At 73.6% G+C, this 22,914-nt stretch carries 22 protein-coding genes and 2 pseudogenes; 12 read left to right on the top strand and 12 right to left on the bottom strand.

Annotated features, from left to right (window positions below):
• The coding region (locus tag ACN28F_RS00005) for a dynamin family protein (RefSeq protein ID WP_421356760.1) at positions 1 to 938 on the bottom strand (938 nt) is incomplete at its 3' end.
• Positions 935 to 2,461: a dynamin family protein gene (locus tag ACN28F_RS00010; protein ID WP_289206192.1), complete on the bottom strand. Its 1,527-nt coding sequence runs from the start codon at positions 2,459 to 2,461 to the stop codon at positions 935 to 937. The genes ACN28F_RS00005 and ACN28F_RS00010, both read right to left, overlap by 4 nt.
• 229 nt (positions 2,462 to 2,690) lie before the next feature.
• Here ACN28F_RS00010 and ACN28F_RS00015 point away from each other — a divergent pair, with 229 nt between their 5' ends.
• Together ACN28F_RS00015 and ACN28F_RS00020 are read left to right on the top strand one after the other, a co-directional pair.
• Positions 2,691 to 5,273, top strand: coding sequence for a LuxR C-terminal-related transcriptional regulator (locus ACN28F_RS00015; RefSeq protein ID WP_421356761.1), 2,583 nt, complete (start codon positions 2,691 to 2,693; stop codon positions 5,271 to 5,273).
• The gene (locus ACN28F_RS00020) at positions 5,270 to 5,791 is read left to right on the top strand and encodes a LuxR family transcriptional regulator (protein ID WP_289206190.1); all 522 of its coding nucleotides are present in this window, start codon (positions 5,270 to 5,272) and stop codon (positions 5,789 to 5,791) included. The genes ACN28F_RS00015 and ACN28F_RS00020 overlap by 4 nt, the downstream gene beginning before the upstream one ends.
• A gap of 22 nt (positions 5,792 to 5,813) precedes the next feature.
• Here the strand turns inward: ACN28F_RS00020 and ACN28F_RS00025 are convergent, their stop codons facing one another.
• Positions 5,814 to 6,647: a lysophospholipid acyltransferase family protein gene (locus tag ACN28F_RS00025; protein ID WP_289206189.1), complete on the bottom strand. Its 834-nt coding sequence runs from the start codon at positions 6,645 to 6,647 to the stop codon at positions 5,814 to 5,816.
• A gap of 165 nt (positions 6,648 to 6,812) precedes the next feature.
• Here ACN28F_RS00025 and ACN28F_RS00030 point away from each other — a divergent pair, with 165 nt between their 5' ends.
• Complete coding sequence (locus ACN28F_RS00030; RefSeq protein ID WP_421356762.1) at positions 6,813 to 8,234, top strand: cytochrome ubiquinol oxidase subunit I; 1,422 nt, start codon at positions 6,813 to 6,815, stop codon at positions 8,232 to 8,234.
• An 18-nt stretch (positions 8,235 to 8,252) separates the two neighbouring features.
• Positions 8,253 to 9,251, top strand: a complete 999-nt coding sequence (gene cydB / locus ACN28F_RS00035; protein WP_289206187.1) for a cytochrome d ubiquinol oxidase subunit II — start codon at positions 8,253 to 8,255, stop codon at positions 9,249 to 9,251.
• Positions 9,252 to 9,329: 78 nt separating this feature from the next.
• Here the strand turns inward: cydB and ACN28F_RS00040 are convergent, their stop codons facing one another.
• Together ACN28F_RS00040 and ACN28F_RS00045 are read right to left on the bottom strand one after the other, a co-directional pair.
• The gene (locus ACN28F_RS00040) at positions 9,330 to 10,034 is read right to left on the bottom strand and encodes a hypothetical protein (RefSeq protein ID WP_289210961.1); all 705 of its coding nucleotides are present in this window, start codon (positions 10,032 to 10,034) and stop codon (positions 9,330 to 9,332) included.
• A gap of 88 nt (positions 10,035 to 10,122) precedes the next feature.
• On the bottom strand, positions 10,123 to 10,971 hold the full coding sequence (locus ACN28F_RS00045) for a patatin-like phospholipase family protein (RefSeq protein ID WP_421356763.1): 849 nt from the start codon (positions 10,969 to 10,971) through the stop codon (positions 10,123 to 10,125).
• A 73-nt stretch (positions 10,972 to 11,044) separates the two neighbouring features.
• Between ACN28F_RS00045 and ACN28F_RS00050 the strand changes: the two are divergent.
• Positions 11,045 to 11,515 (top strand): annotated as a pseudogene (locus tag ACN28F_RS00050) (SDR family NAD(P)-dependent oxidoreductase); the annotation flags it as partial.
• 51 nt (positions 11,516 to 11,566) lie between these two features.
• Here ACN28F_RS00050 and ACN28F_RS00055 read toward each other — a convergent pair.
• Positions 11,567 to 12,202 (bottom strand): annotated as a pseudogene (locus ACN28F_RS00055) (DUF3626 domain-containing protein); the annotation flags it as partial.
• A 36-nt stretch (positions 12,203 to 12,238) separates the two neighbouring features.
• Positions 12,239 to 12,997 carry a MerR family transcriptional regulator gene (locus tag ACN28F_RS00060; RefSeq protein ID WP_421356764.1) on the bottom strand — a complete coding sequence of 253 codons (759 nt, stop codon included), beginning with the start codon at positions 12,995 to 12,997 and terminating at the stop codon, positions 12,239 to 12,241.
• Positions 12,998 to 13,050: 53 nt separating this feature from the next.
• On the opposite strand from ACN28F_RS00060, the gene ACN28F_RS00065 reads away from it, so the two are divergent.
• A complete protein-coding gene (locus ACN28F_RS00065) occupies positions 13,051 to 13,530 on the top strand; it encodes a DUF6194 family protein (RefSeq protein WP_421356765.1) in 480 nt (159 codons plus the stop codon).
• Here ACN28F_RS00065 and ACN28F_RS00070 read toward each other — a convergent pair.
• Positions 13,496 to 14,662, bottom strand: a complete 1,167-nt coding sequence (locus tag ACN28F_RS00070) for an erythromycin esterase family protein (RefSeq protein ID WP_421356766.1) — start codon at positions 14,660 to 14,662, stop codon at positions 13,496 to 13,498. The genes ACN28F_RS00065 and ACN28F_RS00070 overlap by 35 nt on opposite strands.
• A 40-nt stretch (positions 14,663 to 14,702) precedes the next feature.
• Between ACN28F_RS00070 and ACN28F_RS00075 the strand changes: the two genes are divergently transcribed.
• Positions 14,703 to 15,452 (top strand): TioE family transcriptional regulator, encoded by a 750-nt coding sequence (locus tag ACN28F_RS00075; protein WP_421356767.1) that lies wholly within the window; start codon positions 14,703 to 14,705, stop codon positions 15,450 to 15,452.
• Here the strand turns inward: ACN28F_RS00075 and ACN28F_RS00080 are convergent.
• Entirely contained in the window at positions 15,442 to 15,747 is a 306-nt protein-coding gene (locus ACN28F_RS00080) for a helix-turn-helix transcriptional regulator (protein ID WP_289206240.1), read from the bottom strand. The two genes, ACN28F_RS00075 and ACN28F_RS00080, sit on opposite strands and share 11 nt — an antisense overlap.
• Positions 15,748 to 16,060: 313 nt before the next feature.
• Between ACN28F_RS00080 and ACN28F_RS00085 the strand changes: the two genes are divergently transcribed.
• Positions 16,061 to 17,023: a TerC family protein gene (locus ACN28F_RS00085; RefSeq protein ID WP_421356768.1), complete on the top strand. Its 963-nt coding sequence runs from the start codon at positions 16,061 to 16,063 to the stop codon at positions 17,021 to 17,023.
• 100 nt (positions 17,024 to 17,123) lie between these two features.
• Positions 17,124 to 17,912 carry a Clp protease N-terminal domain-containing protein gene (locus ACN28F_RS00090; protein ID WP_421356769.1) on the top strand — a complete coding sequence of 263 codons (789 nt, stop codon included), beginning with the start codon at positions 17,124 to 17,126 and terminating at the stop codon, positions 17,910 to 17,912.
• On the opposite strand, the gene ACN28F_RS00095 is transcribed toward ACN28F_RS00090, so the two are convergent.
• Positions 17,901 to 18,719 (bottom strand): phosphotransferase, encoded by an 819-nt coding sequence (locus ACN28F_RS00095; protein ID WP_421356770.1) that lies wholly within the window; start codon positions 18,717 to 18,719, stop codon positions 17,901 to 17,903. The genes ACN28F_RS00090 and ACN28F_RS00095 overlap by 12 nt on opposite strands.
• Positions 18,720 to 18,898: 179 nt before the next feature.
• Between ACN28F_RS00095 and ACN28F_RS00100 the strand changes: the two genes are divergently transcribed.
• From ACN28F_RS00100 to ACN28F_RS00110, 3 genes are all read left to right on the top strand, one after another.
• Positions 18,899 to 19,324: an Hsp20/alpha crystallin family protein gene (locus tag ACN28F_RS00100; RefSeq protein ID WP_289206236.1), complete on the top strand. Its 426-nt coding sequence runs from the start codon at positions 18,899 to 18,901 to the stop codon at positions 19,322 to 19,324.
• Between the two features lie 145 nt (positions 19,325 to 19,469).
• Positions 19,470 to 20,294: an SDR family NAD(P)-dependent oxidoreductase gene (locus ACN28F_RS00105; RefSeq protein ID WP_289206235.1), complete on the top strand. Its 825-nt coding sequence runs from the start codon at positions 19,470 to 19,472 to the stop codon at positions 20,292 to 20,294.
• Positions 20,295 to 20,420: 126 nt separating this feature from the next.
• Positions 20,421 to 21,434, top strand: coding sequence for a tyrosine-type recombinase/integrase (locus tag ACN28F_RS00110; RefSeq protein WP_289206234.1), 1,014 nt, complete (start codon positions 20,421 to 20,423; stop codon positions 21,432 to 21,434).
• A gap of 42 nt (positions 21,435 to 21,476) precedes the next feature.
• Here the strand turns inward: ACN28F_RS00110 and ACN28F_RS00115 are convergent, their stop codons facing one another.
• Positions 21,477 to 22,484: a TerC/Alx family metal homeostasis membrane protein gene (locus tag ACN28F_RS00115; RefSeq protein WP_289206233.1), complete on the bottom strand. Its 1,008-nt coding sequence runs from the start codon at positions 22,482 to 22,484 to the stop codon at positions 21,477 to 21,479.
• An 84-nt stretch (positions 22,485 to 22,568) separates the two neighbouring features.
• Positions 22,569 to 22,914: hypothetical protein (locus ACN28F_RS00120; protein WP_421356771.1), on the bottom strand; the 346-nt coding region annotated here is incomplete at its 5' end.

Here is a 22,914-nt window from a genome sequence, read left to right on the forward strand (position 1 = left end):
TCCGGGTCACACGCGGCGACCTGCTGCCCGACCGTCAGGTCCAGCCGCACCAGCTCGCTGCGGATCGTCCGCAGCACGTTCGCCTGCGCCAACAGGTGACCGTTGCCGGCGAGCTCGATCAGCGCATGCTGCAGCGGCGCCACCTGGGAGGCGTCGACCAGTTCACCGGCGTCGGCCGCCGGCAGGGTCAACGCCAACTCGGCCAGCCGCGCCGACACCGGGAACCACGCGGCGGCCGCGAACCGGGGCGCGTGCGCCTGCAGCTGGGCCCGGTTGTCGGCCAGGATCGTGCGCCAACCCGGGTAAGCGTCGGTCTTCGTCAACGCGAACACCACCACGTTGACCCGCTTGCTCGCCTCGATCAGGAAATCCAGCTCGGGCCGGGTGAACGGGGTCGAGGCGTCCACCACGAACAGCAGCGCCGCCGCCCGCGACACCGCGTCCAACGCGATCTCGGTGTGCGCCGGGTCCAGCCCACCCGCGCCCGGGGTGTCCACCAGCGACACGTACCGCAGCAGCGGCGCCGGGCAGGTCACCGCGATCCGCCTCGGCGGACGCGCCCCCTGCGGCAGCACCCCCGACACCGTGGCCCAGTCCCGCAGCCGGTCCACCGGCACGTCCACCGCCTCGGCCTCACCCGGCACGAACGCCCGCGCCGCCGTCACCGGCCCGTGGTCGAACTCCAGGTACGCCGACGTCGCCACCGCCGCGTCCACCGGCGACAACCCGGTCACCCCGATCAACGCGTTCACCAGGGAACTCTTGCCACGTTTCGTTTCCCCGACGACCACCACCGACGGCCGGGTCACCTCCCGGCGCCGCTGGGCGTCGATCTCCGCCGCCGCGTCCGGGTCCAGGCCACGCACGAACCCCAGGCACGTGTCGACCGCCCCGGTCAGCAACGTGCCCAACGCCGCCGACCCGGCCCCGCCGCTCACCGGCGCACCGCCCGTACCTGCTGCGACAGCAGATGGAACCCCCGGTGGGCCACCAACGCCACCCGTGACTGCGCCGGTGACGCCCCGGCGACGGCGAACACCCGCCACCGGGTGGCCGCCTCCACCGCCGCCGCCGCCAACTGCTCCACCGACGCCGCCGGCAGTTCCAGCACCCAGCGCGGATCCGCCGACAACGCCAACCGGGTCAACTCCTGCTCCATCGCCTCCGGCAGCTCCACACTGCCCGTGGTCACCTGCTGCGCCACCTCCAGCAGCCGCAGCCGGTGGTACTCCGGCTGGTGCAGCAGCCGCTCGATCGCGTCGCGCAGCGTCTCCCGGTCACCGGGATGCGCCGTGTGGCTGGCCACCTTCTCCAGCGTCGACAACGCCCACCCGGCCTTGATCGCGTCGGTGCGCCACCGGAACGCCTCGTCCACGGTGTGCCGCAGCCGCGGAAACCCCGACGCCGCGTACAACGCCCGCACCAGGTCCCCGGACGCCAACTGCGGCGCCGCCCGCAGCTGCGCCACCGCGAACCCGATCCCGTACAGGTCCAGCAGCGCCAGCAGCCGTTCCCGCTGCGCCCGCGGCACCGGGCAGTCCCGGGACACGAACAGGTCCACCGACGCGGTCAGCACCGTCCACTGCGCCGCCGGCACCTGCGCCAACGTCCGCAACGCCTCACAGTCGGCCGCCGTCAACCGGCCCGCCTCGGTCGTCTCCGCCAGCAACCCGACCGCCGGCACCACGTCCGACACGATCCGACGCAGCACCCGCGTCTGGTCGGCGGCCAGCGGCGCCGCCACCGGCCACGGATCGGCACCACCGGCCACCAACTTGTCGACCTTGTTGAACAACCCGACCGAGTTGATCGGGCTGCTCGACAACCGCGCCGACACCGCCCGGAACGCCTCCAACGCCCGTACGTCGTCGTCACGCACCGACTGGGTGAACACGTACACGATCGCCTCGGCGCCGGAGACCGCCCCGACGGAGTCGTCGTCGATCCCGGCGTCGAACGGCGCCGTCGCCTCACCTGCGTCTGGGGAGTCCGCGCCGGCACCGGCGAACAGGTACCGGCGCGCCGCGTCACTGACCCCGGTGCTGGCCGACGACAGCCCCGGCGTGTCGATCACCGTCAACTCCCGCAGATGGTCACTGGTCAAGGTGACGTCGACGAACGCGATCCGCGCCGTCGGCACCCCCAGCCGCTGCGGGATCATCCCCGTCGGATCCAACGGCAGACTGACCCGTACGCCGTCGCGGCGCACCACGTCCACCCGGTCGGCGGTGCCGTACCGGAACTGGGTGACCACCCGGGTGCACTCACCAACCTCCGTCGGCGCCACCCGCCGCCCGATCAACGCGTTGACCAGCGTCGACTTGCCCGCCTTGAGCCGCCCGGCGATCGCCACCCGCAGCGGCTCGTCCAACCGCCGCCGGACCCGCGCCACCTCACCACCGGTCGGCGCACCCACCCGGGGACCCACCTCGTCACACAACGCCGCGACCCGGCTGCTCAACGGCCCCGCACCCACGGATTGGTCACCGCCCCACAGGGTCGGCGACAATGACGCCACGCCCAACGGTGGTACCCGCTCATCTCGCTGGTCGTCCTCCCGACAGCACGGCACGCGGTGGTGCGCCCACCACCGACATCCACAGTACGAATATCCTCTCCGGCGCAGGATCCCATGTTCGTGCCACCTTCGCCCGGGGAGGGCCACGAGCCGGAAAAGCGGGGGAGGACGGGTGCGGCAACCAGCCGACGGCGCTCACGCCACCGACGTGGCGGCGGCCGCCGCCGCCCGGCTCACCCGCCCCGGCCTCGTCGTCATCACCGGCGTGCCCGGCAGCGGCCGCACCACCACGCTGCGCCGCGTCGCCACGGCGTCGCCCGGCCCGGTCCACCCCGGCGGCGCTCTCACCGCCCTGCGCCACGTCCCCGCGTTCCCCCTCAGCCACGCCCTGCGGGTCCGGCTACCCACCCACGACGTGGCGCTGCTCGCCGAGGCGGTCCGCTCCCGGGTACGCCACGGCCTGCTCGTCCTCGACGACCTGCAGTGGGCCGACCCGGTCACCGTCGCCGCCCTGCCCGCCGTGGCCCGCCACTGCCGGGTCGTCGTCGCCCTGCGCACCCCGCACCCGCTGCCCGCCGCCGCCATCGACCCGCTGCGCGACGGCGACGCCCTGTGGCTGGCGCTCCCGGCGCTGGACCCGACGGCCACCGCCGACCTGATCCGCCGTACCGCCCCCGGCCTGGACCCGGCGACCGTCACCGACCTGGCCCGACGCGCCGGCGGCAACCCGCTGGCCGCCACCGCCCTGGCCCGCCACCGCACCGCCCGCACCTCGCCGCCGCCACCCGACACCACCGACCTCGACCAGGTCGCCTACGCCGTCGCCGCCGCCCTGGCCGACCTCACCCGGCCGGCCCGCACCGCCCTGGCCGCCCTCGGCCTGCTCGGCCGGCCGGCACCCGCCGCCGCTCTCGGCGACGGCGTCGCCGAACTCACCGACGCCGGCCTGGTCACCGCCGCCACCGGCCTGATCACCCCGGTGTCGCCGTACCAGGCCGACGTGGCCGCCGGCCTGCTCGACGCCGCCAGCCGCCGAGCCCTGCACCGACGCCTCGCCGACCTGGTCACCGACCCTCTGGAAGCCGCCCGGCACCTCGCCGCCGCCGGCGACACCGACGCCGCCTACCAGCGGGCCGTGACCGCTGCCGCCGACGCCACCACCGGCGGCGCCCGCGCCGAGGCGCTGCTGTTCGCCTGCGACCAGCCCGCCGCCACCGCCACCGTGCGGCTCGACGCGGCCCGGGCCGCCCTGACCACCGGCCGGCCCCGCCACGCCCTGACCCTGCTCGACGCCGCCGACTCCGACGTCAGCGACGAGGTCGCCGCCCTGCGCGCCGAAGCGCTGCTGCAGGCCGGGGAGCTCGCCGCCGCCCGCGCCACCGCCGCCGCCCTGGCCGCCCGCGTCACCGACCACCCGGCCGCCACGTCGCCGCCCGCCGCGACCGCCGACCGGGTGCTGCTGCTGGCCGACCTCGCCGTCGACCCGACGGCGGCGGCCCGCCGTGCCGCCGCCGTCACCGCCCGCCACGGCGCCACGCCGACCCACGTCGGCCTGCGCGCGGCGCTGGCCGCCGTCGCCGCCGCCGACCGCACCCCCGGCTGGGAACACCGGCTCGCCGGCACCGCCGCCGCGGCGGCCGCCGACGGCGACCTGCTGACCGCCCGGTGGAGCGCCTGGCAGCTGGTCGAGACCCTCACCGGCGACGGCCGGCTCGCCGAGGCCGCGCACGCCGCCACCGCCGCCGCGGCCGCCTGCGCCGCCGACCTGGCCTACAGCTGGCAGACCCGTTTCCTCGCCGCCCGCCTGTGGTGCCTGGCACTGCGCGGTGAACCGTCGGCAGGGGACCAGCCCGGCCCGGTCGGCGACGACCCGCCCGCACCCACCGACACACTGCCCACCGCCACCGACGCGCTGCTGCGCGCCGCCGCCGACCTCACCGACCGCACCCTGCCCGCCACCGCCCACCGCTACGCCACCGCCACGGCGGGCCTGCTCGAAGCCGACGGCGGACTGCTCGCGGCCGCCCGGGCCCGGCTCGCCGCCGCCACCACCGCGACCGCGCCGCCGCCGGGCCTGCTGGACTGGGTCGCCCGGGAAGCGGCCTGGCTCGACGGTCAACCCGACAGAGCCGCCGCGCCTGCCGGCACCGACCCGACCACCGGTGCCGCCGCTGCGCCGAGCGCGTCACCGCTGGTCGACGGACTGCGGCGGATCACCGCCCACTGGGCCGCCCACGACACCCCCACGGTGACACCGCCGCCGGCCGCCGGGACACCACCGACGCTGCCGGCACCGGTAGCGGCGACGCTGGCCGCCTGGTCGACGGCCGACCCGCGCCGGTTCGGCGCCGCCGCCGCCACCTGGCCCGACGTCAGCGTTCGCGAACAGGTCCGCTGCCTGCTCGCCCAGGGCCTGCACGAAGCCGACCCGCACCGCGCGGTGCCCGCCCTGCTCGCCGCGGAACGCATCGCCGCGCGCGCCGGCCTGGTCGTACTGCTGGGCCGCTGCCGACGTGCGCTGCGCCGGCACGCGGTACGCCGCGACGACCGGGGCACCCGCGACGGTGAGCTGCTCACCGGCCGGGAACGTGACGTGCTGCGGCTGGTCGCCCAGGGCGAGCCGACCCGCCGCATCGCCGGCCAACTCGGCATCTCCACCGAAACCGTGGAAACCCACGTCCGGGCCGGGATGCGTAAACTCGGTGCCCGCACCCGCACCGAAGCAGCCGCCCTGGCCATGGAGACCGACCGATGAGCGCACCGCCGCGCTACGTCCTGTCCAGCTCCACCGAGGCGAACGCCGTTCTGCGGCGGCTCGCCCGCGACGGCTGGACCGTCCGGGAAGGCTTCGCGTTGACCGAGGCCGCCTGGGACCTGACCGCCGCCCGACTGGCCCTGCACGGCCGGGTCACCGACGCCGACACCGTGGCCCTGGTGGCGCTGGCCGCCGCCCGGGGTGCCGCCGTCGTCGCGGTGGTCGACCCGGGCGGCGACGTCGGTCGGGCCCTGGTCGACGACCTCGGCCGGCTCGGCCCGGTGCTGCGCCACGGTGACGTCGGCCCGCCGGCGTCACCGGTCGACTCCGTCCTGGTGCCGGAGCAGCGGGCCCTGCTCGACCGGCTCGCCAACGGCGAGACGATCGCCGCGGCCGCCGCCGCCGAGTTCCTGTCGTTGCGGACCGCGAACCGCCGCATCGCGCAGGCCCGCGCGGCGTTCGGGGTCCGCACCACCCGCGAGGCCGTCCTGGCCTACCTGCGGCAACGCTCCCGCTGAACCGGCACCGGGTACGGCGCCGTCAGCCGCCGTCCGGTGCCTGGCCGGCGGCCGGGGCGTCGTCCGCCGCGTCGACCCGGCCCCGGCGGTGTCGCCGACTCACGTCGACCGGTCGGGTCACGTCGACGTGCCGGGGTGCCTGCGGCTCGTCCGGGCGCAACGCCGCCAACTCGTCGGTGAGGGCGTCGATGATCCGTTGGGTCGCGCGTTGCGCGGCGCCCGGCCGCGCCGGGTCGACCCCGGACAGGTCCACCGGGGCGCCGAAGTGGACCCGGACCACCGGGCGGCGCAGCACCGCCCGTAGCACCGCGCGGCCCAGGCCGCGGGGTGCCGCCCACGGCAGCACCTCGTGGGCCCCCCACTGGGCCACCGGCACCACCACCGCGCCGCTGGCCAGCGCGAGCCGCGCGGTACCCGTGCGGCCGCGTTCGGGCCACATCCACGGGTCGAGACCGATGCGCCCTTCCGGGTAGACCAGGACCACCGCGCCGCCAGCGACGGCCGCCACGGCGGCGTCGAGCGCCTGGGCGACGGTGTCGGTGCGCCGGTCGACCCGGATGTGCCCGGCGCGGCGCATCACCGGGCCGACCACCGGGGCCCGGAACAGCCCGCCGGTGGCGAGCACCCGGGGGGCGACCCGCCGCACGCGGCAGGCGGCGGCGAGCGCGACCGGGTCGAACGGGCTGATGTGGTTGGCGGCCAGGATCAGCGGTCCGTGCCGCAGCGCGTCCGGTACGTCGCCGGTGACCCGCAGCCGGGCGAGCAGCCCGACGACGATCCGGGCGGCGACCTGCAGCAGCCGCCACAGCGGCGGCGGCCGCCAGGGCGTCGGGGCAGGGGGAGTGGGGGTGTCCATCAGCGGTCGATCGTCGCACAGTCCGGCCCGCCACGGGCGCCCCGTGCCGACCGTCCCGCGAGGGTCGGGACCGACGGCCCTCTCCCGTCGGGACCACCGCCCCTGGCCCGTTCCACGACAGGCCGTAGTATGTACTACGCCTTGTAGTAACTAGATGGGGGAGCCGTGGACGCGCTCGACATAGCCCGCTGGCAGTTCGGTGTCACCACCGTCTACCACTTCCTGTTCGTCCCACTCACCATCGGCCTCAGCCTGCTCGTCGCCATCCTGCAGACCGCCTGGCACCGCACCGGCGACGACCGCTACCTCAAACTCACCAAGTTCTACGGAAAACTGTTCCTCATCAACTTCGCCATGGGCATCGTCACCGGCATCGTCCAGGAATTCCAGTTCGGCATGAACTGGAGCGACTACTCCCGGTTCGTCGGCGACATCTTCGGCGTACCCCTGGCCATCGAAGCCCTGCTCGCCTTCTTCCTCGAATCCACCTTCCTCGGACTGTGGATCTTCGGCTGGAACCGGCTCCCCAAAGCCCTGCACCTGGCCACCATCTGGCTCGCCTCGTTCGGCAGCATCATCAGCGCCTGGTTCATCCTCGCCGCCAACTCCTGGATGCAGAACCCCGTCGGCTACCGCATCAACCCGGACACCGGCCGCGCCGAACTCACCGACTTCATCGCCGTACTCACCAACAAGGTCACCCTCATCACCTTCCCGCACACCCTCGCCGGCTGCTTCATGGTCGCCGGCGCCCTCGTCCTGGCCGTCGCCCTCTGGCACCTCATCCGCCACCCCGACGGCCCCGACACCCCCGCCTTCCGCACCGCCACCAAGATCGGCGCCTGGACCACCCTGGCCGCCACCGCTGCCGTCATCATCACCGGCGACATCCAAGGCAAGATCATGACCCAGGTCCAGCCCATGAAGATGGCCGCCGCCGAAGGCCTCTACACCACCGAAAGCCCCGCCTCCTTCTCCGTCGTCACCGTCGGCACCCTCGACGGCAGCCGCGAAATCTGGGCCCTCAAGATCCCGTACCTGCTGTCCTGGCTGTCCACCGGCGACCCCACCGGCCAGGTCCAGGGCATCAACGACCTGCAGGCCCAGTACGCCGCCCAGTACGGCCCCGGCAACTACACCCCGATCATCCCCGTCACCTACTGGAGCTTCCGCTTCATGATCGGATTCGGCCTCGCCACCGCCGCCATCGCCCTCTGGGCCCTGTGGACCACCCGCCGCGGCCGCACCCCCACCGGACGCTGGCTGCTGCGCGCCGGCCTCACCCTGCCCGTCCTACCACTACTGGCCAACACCTTCGGCTGGATCTTCACCGAAATGGGCCGCCAACCCTGGATCGTCTTCGGCGAAATGCTCACCCGCGACGGCGTCAGCCGCAGCGTCTCCCTCACCGAAGTCCTCACCTCTTTCACCGCCTTCACCCTCATCTACGCCACCCTCGCCGTCATCGAGGTCAAGCTCCTCATCCGCTACGCCCGAAACGGACTGCCCGACCTCACCGACCCACCCCCACCGGACGACACCGACGACGACACCACCCTCGACCGGCCCCTCGCCGCCACCCACTGACCACCCCGGAGACCCCTCGTGGAACTCACCACCGTCTGGTTTGGGCTCATCGCCGTACTCTTCACCGGATACTTCATCCTCGAAGGCTTCGACTTCGGCGTCGGCATCCTCGCCCGCCTCATCGGCCGCACCGAACCCGAACGACGCGCCGCCATCACCACCATCGGCCCCGTCTGGGACGGCAACGAGGTCTGGCTCATCACCGCCGGCGGCGCCATGTTCGCCGCCTTCCCCGAGTGGTACGCCACCCTGTTCTCCGGCTTCTACCTACCGCTACTGCTCATCCTCATCGCCCTCATCCTGCGCGGCGTCGCCTTCGAATACCGCGACAAACGAGACGAACCCCACTGGCGCCGCCGCTGGGACAACGCCATCTTCATCGGCTCACTGCTACCCGCCGCACTCTGGGGCGTCGCCTTCGCCAACATCGTGCGCGGCGTACCCCTGGACGCCGACCACGAATACACCGGCACCCTGCTCACCCTGCTCAACCCCTACGCCCTGCTCGGCGGCGCCACCACCACCGCCCTGTTCGTCACCCACGGCGCCGTCTTCCTCGCCCTCAAGACCACCGGCGACCTGCGCCACCGCGCCCGCCGCGTCGCCACCTGGACCGGCCTGACCGCTGCCGCGCTCGCCGTCGGATTCCTCACCTGGACCCTCACCATCCGCGCCAACCCCACCGCCGTCGTCCTCGCCGTCACCGCCGCCCTCGCCCTCGTCGCCGGCCTGGCCGCCAACCAGGTACGCCGCGAAGGCTGGGCCTTCACCGGCACCGCCACCGCCATCGGCCTCGCCGTCGCCGCCCTGTTCACCGCCCTGTTCCCGACCGTCCTACCCTCCACCGGCGACCCCGCCGGCACCCTGACCACCACCAACGCCGCCTCCACCACCTACACCCTGACGATCATGACCTGGGTCGCCGCCGCACTCACCCCCGTCGTCCTGCTCTACCAGGGCTGGACCTACTGGGTGTTCCGCCACCGCGTCCACGTCACCGACCAACCCAGCCACTGACTCCACCAGCCACCGACCCGCACACGACGGTGCCCCCGGCGCGACCAACCACCGGGGGCACCACCCACAGGCCCGACGTCAACCCACCTCCGGCAACTCCGCCAACCGCGCCTCCACCTCCGCCAACTCCGCCCGCAACTTCTCCGCCTGCCGCTGCGCCTCGGCCCGCTCCGACGCCAGGATCTGCTCCACCGCCTCATGCACCCCCGGCACATCCACCAACGCCACCATCTTCAACGCCTCCGCCGGCCGGATCACGTACGGCTTCGCCAACGCCTTCGCGCCCTGCGCCGCCGCCACCGTCCACTCACCGTCGGCATACGCCAACGTCACCGTCAACCCGGCCGGCGCCTTCGGCTTCACCGCCTTCGCCGCCCGACGCGCCGGGCGCTGCGCACCCTCGTCCACCGTCGACTCCTCCACCTGCTCCCGCCGCGCCGGCACCACCACCGGCGGCTCACCCAACTTGAACTCCGGCTCCGGCACCACCGGCACCGGGTCGACCACCGGCTCCGCCGCCGGCCGCCGCGCACCCGCACCCCGCGGCGCCACCACCAGATCACCGGGGGAGAACGGCAACTCGTCACGACCGAACCGCACCACCACCCACTCGTCGGACACCGCCGGATCCGCCAGGCCCACCACCTGACCCACCTGCCCGGCGATCTGCCCCGCCGACTCGGTGAACATCACCTTCGGCTTACGCCCAGCAGCCACCGCCTCCCGGATCACCCCCAACTCCTCGTCCGACAACCCACCCGCACCAGCGCCCGCGGCAACCATCAGCACCCTTTCCGTCCGTACACCTGTTTGAGTGCTGCCTTCCTACCAGCCGCCGCCGACACCGCCGACCGCACCCCACCACCCCCGCTCACCCCGACGCGGCACCACCCGACCACACCCGACCCACCTGGCCGGCCGCCGCCGACCCCTGCCGCCACCCCGCCCGCGCCGCACCCGGCCGCCGCGCCGGATCCAGCAACCGCCGCCCGATCACCCGCCTCGCCGCCCGGTCCGGCGACACCACCACCACCTGCCCCGACAACCCCGCCACCTGCCGCGCCACCGGCGCCAACCAGCCCAACCCCCACGTGATCGGCGCCAACACCACCACCGACGCGTACCCCGCCGCCAGATCCGCGTTCGCCGCCGACCGCATCCCACCGTCGATCAACCGCCGCCCACCGACCACCACCGGCGGCCACACCCCCGGCACCGCGCAACTCGCCGACACCGCGTCGACCAGGTCCACCCCCGGCCGTGACCCGTCGAACACCACCAGCTCACCCGTCTCGGCGTCCACCGCCGTCACCCACAACGGCCGCTCCGGCCACGACCACACCGGCAACGCCTCCTCGAACACCGGCCGCCGCGACACCGCCGACCCCGCCGCGAAGGCCGCCGCGTACCGGCCGATCCGCGCCCGCGCCCGCCGCCCGTCCCCGCTGCACACCGCCGCCCACAGCAGACACGACACCGCACCCGGACCCATCCGGTCCGTCGACGGCTCACCGGCCACCAGCTGCCCCGCGTACAGCTGATCCAGATCCGCCCCCGAGCGCAGCTGCGCACCCACCACCGCGCCCGCCGAGGTACCGACCACCAGATCCGCCACGCCCAACTCCACCCCGGCCCGCGCCAACCCGGCCAACACCCCGATCTGCCAGGCCACCCCGGTCACCCCGCCGCTGCCCAGCACCACCGCACGCCTACCCGCCATACCTGTCCTATTGCCCCGCGACGTCGGCGGTAACGTCACCGCCGACGACACACCGCAGGGGAGAGGGGACACCATGGCACCGGTCACCGTGGTCACCGGCGGCAGCCGGGGGATCGGCGCGGCCACCGTACGCCGCCTCGCCGCCGCCGGACACGACCTCGTCATCGGCTACCGGCGCGACGCCGCCGCCGCCCACGCGGTCCGCGACGACGTGCAGGCGGCGGGCCGCCGGGCGGTCACGGTCGCCGTCGACACCACCGATCCGGCGGGGGTCGCCGCGCTGTTCGACGCCGCCGCCGACCTCGGCGCGCTCACCGGCCTGGTCAACAACGCCGGCGTCACCAGCCGGATCGGACCCTTCGTCGACCTCACCGTCGACGACCTGCGCCGGGTCGTGGACGTCAACCTCATCGGGTACGTCCTCTGCGCCCAGCAGGCCGCCCGCCGGATGGGCGCCGGCGGCGCCATCGTCAACGTCTCGTCCGCCGCCGCCACCCTCGGCAGCCCCGGCGAGTACGTCCACTACGCCGCCGGTGCGGGCGGCGTCGCCGATGATCCGTGGGGTGAGCGTGCCGTCGACGGCGAGCCGGACGCCGAGGTCGACGTACCGGGCGCCCCGGTAGTCGTGGTGGCGGCGCAGTGTGGCGACGTCCAGCTGGAAGCCGCGGTGCCATTCCAGCGGGCAGGACGACCGCCGGGCGGCGGCCTCCACCGGGGTGTCCCGGTACGACGGGTCGAGGACCAGTGCGGCGACGTCGCGGTCGAGACGGACCGGGCCGTGCACCTGAGCCTCGACGTAGGCGTCGAGCGGGTCGTCGTGTGCGGCGGCGGCCAGCAGGTCGACCAACGCGCAGGAGGCGGCGACACCGAACATGGTCGGGTCGAACACGCTGTCCGGATAGCAGAAGGTGCACCGGTCCAGCACGGTCGGCGACAGCCTCAGGTGACACGAGCCGAACCGGGGCGCCGCGCCCCCGGGCCGGTGGCGCGGGTCGAGCGCCCCGTACACCGGTCGGTGGTGCGCGGGCGCGTCGTCGTAGGCACCGCCGAACATGGTGCTCTCCCAGCGCCACCGGTCACCGCCGGGGTGGGCGGTCAGCCCGCCGTTGCTGATCGCGGTGACGAACTGGGACAGGTACCGGCCGTCGTCGGCGAGGGCGTCGATGACGGTACGGTGCCCGGCGAGGCGGTCGGGGTGGAAGTTGACGGTGACCGGGACCGTCGGATCCAGCGGTGGGCCGACCGATCGCGCGCTGGTAGGGGCTCATCACGACACAGGTTCCCGGGCGGCGGTGAGGGTCGACACCGTACCGAGCTCGGCGGCGGCGTCGAGCAGGGCCCGGGACCGAGCGGTGATCGCGGTGTCGCGGGCCGCGAGCGCGGTACGGACGTCGGCCGACCTGCGGGCGGTCCGTAGCTGCGGCATCAGTGCGCGCAGCGGCGCGACCCGGTAGCCGGCGGCCCGCAGCTGGTGCACGATCCGCGCGTCGCGGACCTGCTCCGGGGTGTACCGCCGGGTGGTGCCGGCCCGGTCGGGCACGACGAGACCTTCGGCGTGCCAGTGCCGCAGGGTCGACGGGCGTACGCCGAGGGCGGCGGCGAGTTCGGAGATGCCCATCGCGTCGGACACCCGTACGTCGGTGATCGGTTCGGCGGCGATGGCCTCGGCGGCCAGTTGAGCCCGGCGCAGGGCGGCGCGTTCGGTGTCCAGCCGGGCGTGTACGGCGTCGAGCAGCGCGAGCATCACGGCGGGCGTGCCCTGGTGTGCTGCGGTGACGATCCGGCGGGCGTCGGCCGGTGCCGTCGCGGCGGCCAGGTGCCGGTAGGCCAGCGCGCACCGCAGGTGCAGTTCCCCGTAGATGCGGTGGCCGGCGACGGTGCGACGCGCCGGCGGCAGGACGCCGTCGCGTTCCAGATTGCGGATCTGCTGGACGCCGTACCCGGCCCGGCGGGCGACGTCGACCGTACGCAGCGCCGCTGAGCGGGCACCGACGGCCCCCGAGTGGAGACATGCGGCCCCGTTCACCGCTGATCGTGAGCGTGAAGTCTCCACGAGCACTGCAATGTAACGCTGGAACGGTGACACAGGAAGAGATCATCGCTTTCGTCGCCGGCCTCGGCGACGACGTACTGGTGCTGCGGCCGGCCGTCGGCGACGGCACGCCGCCGATCAGCTGGGGTGACACGTTCTTCTACGTCTCACCCGACGGCACGGTCCCGGCCCGGCGTCAGCCGTTCGCGACGATCGTGACCAAGGACTACCCCGGTGACACGTCGTCGCGGCTGGACCGGCCCGGGGTGTTCCGGCTCAACATCGCCGTGGGCCGCGACGAGGTGCGGCGTCACGTCGGGCAGGACCCGGCCGGGGTCGATCCCGCAGCCGCCGACACCGTGTTCGCCCATCCCGTCTACGGTGGCGCCGGCTGGTTGGCGGTGGTCGACCCCGGTACGCGGACCGCGTCGCTGGTGCGGGACCTGCTGGCCGCGGCCCACTGGCGCGATCAGGGTCGCGGGACGCGCCGGGTCACCATGGGTCCTGCAGCTGACGGGCCTGGTTGAGGAAGACGACGCCGTCGACCATGTCGAGCTGGGCCGGGTCGAGCGGGAAGTAGGCGAAGTCCTCGCTGACCCGTGTCGCCGCTGTGGCGTGGGCGCGGGCCAGGGCGTGGGCGTCCACGAGGCAGTTGTCCCAGCCCAGCATGGCCAGGGCACCTTCGACGGTGTCCGGTGCCGGGGCGTCGTCGCCGAGCGTGCCGAAGGCCGAGGCCAGGTAGGCGTACCGGTCACCGAGGCGGGTCGCGGTGATCGCGCCGGCGCTCCACATCCGTAGCCGCTGGTCGCCGAGGGTCAGCACGGCGGGGTGGCGCTGCAGGTGCAGGTTGTGGGCGAAGACCAGGGTGGGGCCGTGGTCGGCGGCGGCGAGCAGGTTCGCGGCCATCATGGCGTCGCGCAGCGCGGACAGTCGGGACAGTCGGTCCGGGGACGGGTCGGCCATCGCGTGGTGGTATCGCAGCAGACCGAGTGCGGTACGCCCGTACAGCTGTGCCCGTTCGCGGCGCGGAGGGTCCAGCTGCGGCAGCTGGGTGTCGGTCAGCGCCAGCAGGTCGTCGGTGATCAGCCGGAGTTGGCGGGCGTCGGCGGACCGGCCGATCGACCGGGACGGGTCCCGTACGGTGGCCTCGTCCGACCAGCGGTCGTCGGGTCCCAGTAGCGCGTCGAGGGTTTCCCGGGTGCAGGGCAGTGGGCCGTCGAGCAGGTCGTGCAGGGCGGTCAGTGCCGTCCGGGGGCTGTCCGCCCAGTACTCCAGTGGGCCGTCGATGCCGAAGAACCGCAGCTGGTGGTCGTGGTCGTCGTTGTAGGTCCGCATCCAGCGGACGAGGTCGCGGTTGGCCGGCGAGGTGCCGAACTGGTGGCTGAAGCCGTCGCGCATGACGTCGTCGATGCTGCCGGCGCCGGTGGCGATGTGACCGTCGACGAGCAGGCCCCGCAGGCAGTCGCTTTCGATGGCGATCGACCGGTAGCCCTCGTGGGTGACGAGGTGGCGGAAGATCTCGTTGCGTAGTTCGCCCAGTTCACCGACGAAGTGCCGGGCTTCGCCGAGGCCGAGCAGCAGGGGGCGGGTGGGCTGTGCCCGCAGGAACGCCGAGATGGCGTCGCCGTCGACGGGGCGGGCCAGGTCCGTGATGGTCATTGCTTCAACGGTATCGTTGAATCGACGGTGGAAGGTTTGTGTGTCCGGCACGCTGTCGATGCCCGGTGAACCTTCAAACGAGGGGGAGTCGATGCGGCCGGTGGACCTGGCGCGTGAGCACGGTCTGTCCACGCAGGCGGTCCGCAACTACGAGGACGCCGGTGTGCTGCCGGCGGCCGCGCGGACCGCCGCCGGTCACCGCTGCTACACGCCGCTGCACGCGCAGGCGCTGCGGACGTTCGTCGCGCTGGTACGCGGGCACGGTCACGCCACGGCGACGGCGGTCATGCGGGCGGTGAACCGGGACGCGGTCGACGAGGCGTTGCGGATCATCGACGACAGCCACTGTCAGTTGGGGGAGGACCGGCGTACCGTGCGGGCTGTCGAGGCGGCGCTGCGCGAGCTGACCCCGGTCGCCCCGGTGCCCGGCGGGACGTTCATCGGCCCGTTGGCGGCCCGGCTCGGGCTGCGGCCGGCGACGCTGCGCAAGTGGGAGGCGGCCGGGCTGGTCCGGCCGAGCCGGGACCGGCGGACCGGGTACCGCGTCTACGACGCGCACGACGTACGGGACGTGCTGCTGATCCATCAGTTGCGGCGGGGCGGCCACCTGTTGGCGCAGGTCGCCCCGCTGATCGCGCAGGTCCGTGACGCCGGCGGGGTGGCCCCGTTGGAGGCGACGCTGCGGGGCTGGCGCGACCGGTTGTCGGCGCGGGGCCGGGCGATGCTGGTCGGGGCGGCGCAGTTGGACGCCTATCTGCGGGAGCGGGCGGCGGCGCCGGTCAGTCGGTGAACAGGTTGAGCAGGTCGCCGATGCTGCGGTCGGCTTCGGCGGGGTGGCGGAAGTGCCCGGCGCGGTTGACCGTGTACTGGTTGCGCCGGCCGACCCGTTCGCGGCGCAGGTAGCCGGCGGCGACCAGGTCGGCGACGATGGCCTGCGCGGCGCGTTCGGTGATGCCGATGGTGGCGGCGACGTCACGCAGCCGGGTGGTGGGGTCGCGGGCGATGGCGAGTAGGACGTGGGCGTGGTTGGTCAGGAACGTCCAGCTCCGTTGGCGTGCCGGCGGCGGCGCGTCGGTGCCTGACACGGTGCGGTCCTCCTGCGGTGGCGGCGTCCACATACGTACGACGAGACGTGAAAACCGCATCGTAAGTCCCGGGGATGGGCCGCCGCCACCGGTCGGCGAGCCGATCGCCCCTTGACAGGCGAACTGTGCTTCGTGAATAGTTGACCGTAGTTCGAGGGGGAGTACCCGGCGTTCGACGCGCTGTCGTCAGTACGGGTCCGGCGGATCCGGGCCCCGGTGGCGCGGTCACCGCCCACCGGCGGTGTCCCGGGGAGACTGTCGACCAGTGGCGCCGGCCCGCGGCAGCGGGTCCGGCCGACCGAAAGGTCCTGCGTTGGCTGTCTCCTGGTGGGTGTGGGCCGCTGTCATGGTCGGGGTCGCCGCGATGCTCGCGGTCGATCTGTACCTGCACCGCGACAACCATGTCATCGAGTTCCGCGAGGCCCTGACCTGGTCGGGGATCTGGATCGCCGCAGGTCTGCTGTTCGGGGTGCTGCTGTGGGCGTGGCAGGGCGGCGACGTCGCCGGCACGTACTATGCCGGCTACCTGATCGAGAAGGCACTGTCGGTCGACAACGTCTTCGTCTTCGCGTTGATCTTCACGTACTTCGCGGTGCCGGCCGCCTACCAGCACAAGGTGCTGTTCTGGGGGGTCATCGGTGCGTTGGTGTTCCGTCTGGTGTTCATCTTCGTCGGCGCCGAACTGCTCGAGACGTTCTTCTGGACGGCGTACGTGTTCGGCGCGTTCCTCATCTACACCGGTTACACGATGGCGTTCCGCCACAGCGAGCAGACCCCGCCGGACCGCAACCCCGTCGTCCGCCTCGTCCGCCGGCTCGTCCCGACCGACCCGGCCTACCACGGTGACCGGTTCTTCGCCCGCGTGAACGGTCGGCGCGTCGCCACGCTGCTGTTCGTGGTTCTCGTCGCCGTCGAGGCCACCGACCTCATCTTCGCCATCGACTCGGTGGCGGCGATCCTGGCCATCACCACCGACACGTTCATCGTCTGGACCGCCAACGCCTTCGCCATCCTCGGCCTGCGCAGCCTCTATTTCTGCCTCGCCGGGCTGCTGCGCCGCTTCGTGTACCTGCACTACGGGCTGGCCCTCCTGCTGGCCTTCGCCGGAGTGAAGCTGATCCTGTCCGAGACGCCGGTCGGCAAGCTGCCGATCCCGGTGACCCTGGGCGTCATCGTCGTCACCATCACCGTGTCGATCGTGTGGAGCCTGCGCAGCACGCGCGGTGCCGGCCGGTCGCCGGCACCGGTCGACGAGCGGCCCGGCCGGGTCGGCTGACCCGACCGACGCCCGCAAGCATAACCCCAATAGGGTTACAGGTGGGGTTATGCTTGCGGGCGTCCTGGTTGCTCCGACACGGAGAAGAGGCGACCACACCATGCCCAAAATCAACGTCTACCTGCCCGACGATCTCGCCGACGCGGTCCGCGACACCGGGATCCCGGTGTCGGCGGTCTGCCAGCAGGCACTCGAACAGGCCGTCCGGCGGGTCACCGCAGTCCGGGCGATCCCCCTGGCCGAGCTCGACGCCGAGCAGTTGGCGGCGCGGCTGCCGCACCTGACCGGCCGGCTGCGCGACGTCCTGCTGCGGGCCCGGGACCAGGCCCGGGCCGGCGGCGCCGCCGAGGTCGGGACCGGACATCTGCTGGCGGCACTGCTCGACGAGGGCGACAACCTGGGCGTACGGGTGCTGCGCACGCTCGACGTGTCGCCGGCCGCACTGGCGGCCCGGTCGACGACGGACAGCGCGCCCGGGGACGCGGCGGCGACGCTGGACGCGACCGGCGCGCCGACGCGGTGGTCGGTCACCGGGGCGGGCGCGCTGGAACTGGCCGTCACCGAGGCGACCGCGCTCGGGCACAACTACGTCGGCTGCGAGCATCTGCTGCTCGGACTGGTCGCCGAACCGGACGGTGCCGCCGGACGGGTGCTGCGGGAGTCCGGTGCCGACCTGCGGGCGACCCGCCGGGCGGTCGCGGCGGCCCTGGTCGGGTACGCGCATCTGCGTGCCCAGACCGCCGGTGCCTCGCCCGCCTCCGGCGGCGCGGGCGCGGGAGCCGCGCCGGTCGGGGCGGAGGCCGTCGCGGCCCTGGTCCGCCGCGAGTTGGCGCCGGTCCTCGCCCGGCTGGAGCGGTTGGAGCAGCGGGCCGGAGCGTCAACCGAGTAGGGCGTCGGCCCAGCGACGCTGGTGGGCCCGGATGTAGGCGGCGTCGTCGCGCCAGACGGTGCCGTGGCCCTCGTGCCACAGTCGGGTCCACGGTGCGGCGCCGACGGCGGCCTGGGCGGCGAGGAACTCGTACATCGACCGGGCGCGGCGGGTCAGCAGCGGCACGAGCGCCCGGCGTTGCCGCTCGTCGAGCCCGTAGCCGTCGGCGAGGACGCGTAGCCGCCGGCCGGGGTCGGCCGGCTGCCACGCCGGGTCGGCGGTGAGTGGCACGACGCTCTTGGCCGCGTACGCCAGGTCCCACAGCCGGGTGCCCGGCGCGGCGGTGTCCCAGTCGATGAACGCCCACCGGTCGCCGACGACCAGGTTCCACGGGGCCGGGTCGTGGTGGACGACCAGGTCGGTGCCGTCGGGTGGGATGAGCCGTCGCCACCGGGCGTGCGGCGGCGGGGTGAAGCTGGCCGCCGCGTCGTGCAGGTCACGCAGGAGTCGACCGACCCGGCGTACCGCGGCGTCGGGCCCGAGCAGGTCGAACCGGTCCGGCCAGGGAACCGTTCCCGGTACGTAGGTCAGCACCTCGCGCCCGGCGTCGTCGATGCCCAGCGGGCGGGGCGCGCCGTCGAAGCTGACGTCGTGCAGGTGGGTGAGGTAGGCGTGCACGGCCGGGGTCCACTCGCCGGCGGGGCGGCGCACGGTGTCCCCGACGCGGACCACGGCGGCGGCGACGTTTCCGCCGGTCAACGGCTGCTCGGTGGCGTCGTCGTCGCCGAAGGCCGTCGAGGCGGCCGGGTCGTCGCGGTCGGTGGGCACGCGGGGATCCTGCCGTCGCGGGTGGCGTGGTGTCGACCGGTTTGTCACGTACGCGGAACAAGTTGACGACGGCAGAGTTGCGCGCTATAGCTATAAGTAAGTTGAGTCTGAGGGGCTCAACATCAGGAGTTGAGAAGTACGAGAGGCAAGGGAGCTCGCACCCGTGAGGAGGTCCGACGATGTTGATGCGCACCGACCCGTTCCGTGAGATCGACCGGATCGCCGAGCAGTTCTTCGGCACCAGCGCGCGTCCGGCCGTGATGCACATGGACGCCTACCGCGACGGCGACTGGTTCTACGCCGCGTTCGACCTGCCCGGGGTCGACCCGGACAGCATCGAGTGCACCGTGGAGCGCAACGTGCTCACCGTCCGCGCCGAGCGCAAGCGTCCCACTGGAGACAAGGTCGAACTGGTCGCCGCCGAACGCCCGATGGGCACCTTCACCCGTCAGCTGTTCCTCGGCGACACTCTCGACACCGACAAGTTGGAGGCCGGCTACGAGGCCGGTGTGCTGACCCTGCGGATCCCGGTCGCCGAGCGGGCCAAGCCGCGTCGGGTCTCGATCAGCGTCGGCGACACCGGCCGCCGGCAGCTCGTCAACTGAAACATCCCGTCGGCGTCTCCCTGCCGCCGGGCAGGGGGACGCCGACGGGGGGACACGGCGGGAAACGGGTCGCGGCGGTGCGACCGAGGCGGCATCCTGAACCGGCAGCACCGTATCCCGACCACCGCGAGGAGCCGGCCCGGCCATGATCGATCCCCGGTTGACCGGCCACGTGGCCATCGTGACCGGCGCCAACCAGGGCATCGGCGCGGCGATCGCCGTCGCGCTGGCCACCCAGGGAGCGGCGGTGCTCGCCACGTACCTGCGGATGGACCCGGCCACCTACGCCGACGACCCGTCGTTTCCCGCCCAGTACGGCCGGGCCCGCGCCCAGAGCGCCCGCAGCGTCGTCGACCGGATCGTCGCCGCCGGCGGCAAGGCCGTCGCCGTCGAGGCGGACCTGGCCGACCCGGCCACCCCGGCCCGGTTGTTCGACGAGGCCGCTGCCTCGTTCGGCCCGGTCGACATCCTGGTCAACAACGCCAGTGGCTGGCTCAGTGACACCTTCCGCCCGGACAGCCGGGACCGGTTCGGCCGGCCGTTGACCCACGTCGACGCCGGCACCTTCGACCGGCAGTTCGCCGTCGACGCCCGCGCCCCGGCGCTGCTGATCGCCGAGTTCGCCCGCCGGCACCTGGCCCGCAAGGCCACCTGGGGGCGGATCGTCGGGCTGACCTCCGGCGGCCCGCACGGTTTCCCCGAGGAGGTCTCCTACGGGGCGGCCAAGGCGGCGCAGGAGAACTACACGATGTCGGCGGCCGCCGAACTCGCGGCGTACGGGGTGACGGCCAACGTGGTGGCGCCGCCGGTCACCGACACCGGCTGGGTGACCCCGGAGGTCGAGCAGCAGGTCACCGGCGCCAGCCCGGTGAGCCGCATCGCGCGGCCGGAGGACGTCGCCGAGGTCGTGGTGCTGCTCGCCGCGCACCAGGCCCGCTACGTCACCGGCCAGATCATCCGGATGTCCTGAGCGGCGACGCCGCGGCGCGTCCAGCGCCGCCGCCGACACCGAGGGACCGCCGGGCTCGCGGGAAATGATCATCATCTACGGCGTGCCGGCACCGCCGACACCGTACGGTTTTGGCATCCTGCTGCGATGCGCCGCGCAGCCGTCCCCGGTCTCGTCCCCCGGCCGACCGACCGGGCCCTGCCCGCCGCCACGGCACCGGCCGACTTCACCGATGCGTGGCTGCGCAACCGCCGGTTGTCGGCGCACACCCGGGAGGCGTACCGCCGCGACGTCGCCGGCTGGCTGACCTGGTGCGCTGGCGCGGACCTCGACCCGCTGCAAGCGTCGTTTCTCGACGTCAACGCCTACGCGCGGACGTTGGAGGCGACGATCGACCCGCGCAGCGGCCGGCTGCTGACCCCGGCGACGGTGGCCCGCAAACTGTCGGCGCTGTCCAGTTGGTACGCGTTCCTGGTGCGGCTGCGGGCGGTGCCGGCCAACCCGGTCACCGACGCCGACCGGCCCCGCGTCAACCGGGACCATTCGGCGACGATCGGGCTCACCCCCGACCAGGTCGACGCGTTGTTCGTGGCGGCCCGCGCCGACCCGCGCCCCAGCGGCCGGCGCAACCTCGCGGTGCTGGCCCTGCTGGCCGACCTCGGGCTGCGCGTCGGTGAACTGGTGTCGCTGGACGTGTCCGACCTGGGTCACGAACGCGGACACCGCAGTGTGCGGTTCGTCGGCAAGGGCGGCCGGTCCAGGCGACGGGCGCTCGCCCCGGACACCGCGCGAATTCTCGACGCCTATCTCGACGAGCGGGCCGGGGCGGCCGCGACGACGGTCGACGCGCTCACCGGCCCGCTGCTGGTCACCGCCACCGGGGCCCGGCTGGACCGGCACGCGGTGTTCCGGCTGGTGCGCCGGCTGGCCAGGGCCGCCGGGCTGCCGGCGTGGGACCGGTTGTCGCCGCACTCGCTGCGGCACGCGTTCGCCACCACCGCCCGTGCCGAGGGCGTGCCGTTGGAGGACGTGCAGGACGCGATGGGGCACGCCGATCCCCGGACCACCCGGCGCTACGACCGGGACCGGCACAACCTGGACCGGGATCCGGCGTACCGGATCGCGGCCGCCCGGTCGGCGCGGGCCGCGACCACCGGCTGACGACCCCACCGGCGGACCTGACCGGCGGGGTCGGCCGCGCGGTCAGCCGGCGGTGGGCCGCTGGTCGTCGTGGGCCCGCAGCGAACCGGCGTGGGCGCGGGCGGTCGGGTCGCGGCGGACCTTGATCAGGCTGGCGACGACGGTGATGGTCAGGATCACCAGGATCAGGCCCAGCGACACCGGCGTCTCCACCTCGGGCACCCGGTCGTCGAGGGTGTGCCCCCAGTGCAGGATCAGCTTGACGCCGATCAGCGCGAGGATCAGCGCCAGCCCGGTCGACAGGTAGACCAGCCGGTCCAGCAGCCCCTTCACCAGGAAGAACAATGCCCGCAGCCCGATCAGGGCGAACGCGTTGGCGACGAAGACGATGTACGGCTCCTGGGTGATGCCGAACACGGCCGGGATCGAGTCGAGAGCGAACAGCAGGTCGGTGCTGCCGATCGCGATCAGCACGATGAACAGCGGGGTGACGACCCGTCGGCCGTCGAGGCGGGTGACCAGCCGTCCGTCGACGTAGTCCGGGGCCACCGGCAGGACCCGGCGGGTGGCGCGGACGAGGACGTTGTCGTCGACCTGCGGGTCCTCGTTGCGGTGGCGGAACAACTGGACCGCGGTGAAGATCAGCAGCAGGCCGAAGACGAGGAACATGAAGGAGAACAGGTTCAGCAGGGTCGCGCCGGCGGCGATGAAGATCGCCCGCATGATCAGCGCCGCGATGATGCCGAACGTGAGAACCTTGTGCTGGTGTTCCTCCGGTACGGCGAAGGTGCTGATGATGATGACGAAGACGAACAGGTTGTCGACCGACAGGCTCTTCTCCACCAGGTAGCCGGCGAAGTACTCGGTGCCGTAGCCGCTGCCGGCCCAGGCCATGAAGATCAACCCGAAGACGATGGCCACGGCGACGTAGAACACCGACCAGGCGACGGCCTCACCGAAGCCGACGGCGTGCGGGCGCCACGCCGCGACCGCCAGGTCGAGCGCGAGCAACGCGACGATGACGACGATCGTGACGATCCAGACCGTCGGGCTGATCTCCAACGAACCCATGACAGTGATCGTGCACCGCCGGACGCCGCCGCGCGCGCCGACACACACTATTCGCGGCCCGGGTAGTCGCGGGACGACCGTCGGTCAGATCCGACTGAGCAGTTCCAGGTGCCGGTGGGCGTCGACGGCGATGTCGTCGCCGGCCAACCAGCGGCGCGCCCACAGCCGGGCCGCGACGCGGGCCGCGACGCCCTCGCCCTCGCCGCCGATGTCGGTGGGGGCGGCCTGCTCGACGAGCAGCGCGGCGGCCAGGGCGTGCGCCGCACGCAGTGCCATCGGTCGGGCACCGGCCAGGGCCGCCGACCCGTCGACTGCAGCGGTGACCCCGGTCAGGTCGTCACGCAGCCGCGCGGCTGCGGCGGCGAGCGTACCGGCCAGGTCGGCGGCGAACCCGGCCGCCAGGTCGACGGCCTGGTCGATCCGGGCCAGC

It is taken from the genome of Solwaraspora sp. WMMA2101 (assembly GCF_049179175.1).
In the GTDB taxonomy this organism is placed as follows: domain Bacteria; phylum Actinomycetota; class Actinomycetes; order Mycobacteriales; family Micromonosporaceae; genus Micromonospora_E.

Coding starts and splice junctions, on each gene's coding strand:
- ACN28F_RS00020 (WP_289206190.1), top strand. CDS start 5,270: ATGAGCGCACCGCCGCGCTACGTCCTGTCCAGCTCCACCGAGGCGAAC.
- ACN28F_RS00025 (WP_289206189.1), bottom strand. CDS start 6,647: ATGGACACCCCCACTCCCCCTGCCCCGACGCCCTGGCGGCCGCCGCCG.
- ACN28F_RS00040 (WP_289210961.1), bottom strand. CDS start 10,034: ATGGTTGCCGCGGGCGCTGGTGCGGGTGGGTTGTCGGACGAGGAGTTG.
- ACN28F_RS00045 (WP_421356763.1), bottom strand. CDS start 10,971: ATGGCGGGTAGGCGTGCGGTGGTGCTGGGCAGCGGCGGGGTGACCGGG.
- ACN28F_RS00070 (WP_421356766.1), bottom strand. CDS start 14,662: ATGACCATCACGGACCTGGCCCGCCCCGTCGACGGCGACGCCATCTCG.
- ACN28F_RS00090 (WP_421356769.1), top strand. CDS start 17,124: ATGCCCAAAATCAACGTCTACCTGCCCGACGATCTCGCCGACGCGGTC.
- ACN28F_RS00100 (WP_289206236.1), top strand. CDS start 18,899: ATGTTGATGCGCACCGACCCGTTCCGTGAGATCGACCGGATCGCCGAG.
- ACN28F_RS00105 (WP_289206235.1), top strand. CDS start 19,470: ATGATCGATCCCCGGTTGACCGGCCACGTGGCCATCGTGACCGGCGCC.
- ACN28F_RS00110 (WP_289206234.1), top strand. CDS start 20,421: ATGCGCCGCGCAGCCGTCCCCGGTCTCGTCCCCCGGCCGACCGACCGG.
- ACN28F_RS00115 (WP_289206233.1), bottom strand. CDS start 22,484: ATGGGTTCGTTGGAGATCAGCCCGACGGTCTGGATCGTCACGATCGTC.